The 1,525-nt window shown below is 49.2% G+C and carries 2 protein-coding genes; one reads left to right on the top strand and one right to left on the bottom strand.

Annotated features, from left to right (window positions below):
* Positions 1–717, top strand: a 717-nt coding sequence (locus ACP5J3_RS14520) for a hypothetical protein (RefSeq protein WP_428496331.1), incomplete at its 5' end; no start/stop codon positions are given.
* Positions 718–1,139: 422 nt separating this feature from the next.
* Here the strand turns inward: ACP5J3_RS14520 and ACP5J3_RS14515 are convergent.
* Positions 1,140–1,525 (bottom strand): hypothetical protein (locus tag ACP5J3_RS14515; protein ID WP_428496330.1); only part of this gene is annotated, 386 nt, incomplete at its 5' end.

Raw genomic sequence — 1,525 nt, 5'->3', positions numbered from 1 at the left:
GCCGAGTTGCCCATAACCATCGGCAGAGGTGAGGACTACGAGCGGGGAAGGGGCAGGTTAGCGCTTAAAAAAGCCGCCCAAGGCTCGGAAACGGAAGAGGAAATCCACGTGTTTAAGGGGGTATACGCAAGATTCGGGTGCAGATCCGACGAGGAGGACTGCACCAGCCGCAGACACGTGAGACTTGAGCCCAAACCCGACGGCATCTTGGTAATCAACGAGGGGAGATACCCGATATACATAGACGGCGACGAGGTGCCGCCAGAAGGTACCAAACTTGTCAAAAGCGCCGTAATACAATTACCAGGCATATACACTGTAGACGAGAGGAGGGCCAGAATATTAATAAATATGCCGCAACCTCCCATGCCTTCTGAAATCTGTAGAATAATTCAAGACTCCCTCACATCCCTTGGCCAATTTATTGACCATGTAAAAAATCTAGCTCTACAACCCGGAACAAGCGCTGAGATAGAAGATTTAAAACAAAGACTACGCCCAGAAGTGGCGCATATAAAAGGCCGCTTCCGAGGACTTGAACAATATGCCAAAGGGAGGTATCCGAATATTGCGGAAATCGCCAGCGGAGTCTTGCGGGAAATTGACACGCTAGAAGACTTAATACTGGGCCTACCTCATCTCGCGGCAGTCCTCTCAAAACTAAGCGAGCTACACACAATGCTAGCGCTACAAAGAAAAGAACTCTGCAGAGAATAGCTCACCTTTCAAAAATCTCCACAACTCCCGTAATATGCGATCTTTCCGCGGGATGTTTGGCAAGGGCTGTCTTCACCACCGCGCCCAGCTCCTTTACCTGCTTCTCTAGCTGTTCGGCGCTTTCTCAACAGCCTCCCGGCTCCACTCCCCACCGTCTATCGGCTCTATCCCGAACAGCCAGAGGGCTGAGTTGCCGAGCTGATACACATTACGTTTTCCATTATATGACTACTGAGGTTGTTACCCGAGTTAATACAACAAGGCCGGCATCTTATGGATCTCGTCTTAAAGGCGATCCAGATCGAGAACCAAAAGGAGTGAGGTGGCCGCTACTCAATATTGAACTTCGCACGCCTCCACAGCCGCCGAGAGCGCCTCTACGTTACATGTTCGTAGCCGCTGTGGGGTCTACCTCGGCTGAACTACCTACAGAGTCTGTTTTTCTCCAGTTCTAGCCTATCGTGGAGATTTGTCAACCACTTCAGAAGCGCCTCAGGAGGGGGGTTGAGGCTACTAATCAGATCCTTTATGTAGTCTATTTTCACAAGAATCTCGTCAACAATCTCCACCACTTCCTGGTACCTCCCCTTAGCGTATTCTTTCAGAGCTCTGAAGCTACCCTCCAGCTCACTTACGTCTAAATAGAGCTCATAGGAGAATTCTTTAATATCTACCATTCTTTTAGCCACTATCTTCACATGTTCAATAAACTGCCCAAGAGTTTCAATAGCCTTCTCAATTTTTCTACATATCTCAGGAACGTAAGGCGTAGGTTCTACTTCAGTCTCCTCCCTCCCCCGTCCTGATC

The organism is Pyrobaculum sp., assembly GCF_049971835.1.
In the GTDB taxonomy this organism is placed as follows: Archaea; Thermoproteota; Thermoprotei; order Thermoproteales; family Thermoproteaceae; genus Pyrobaculum.
The sequence above is the reverse complement of the archived record's forward strand: the minus strand, read 5'-3'. Positions and strand labels throughout refer to the sequence as shown.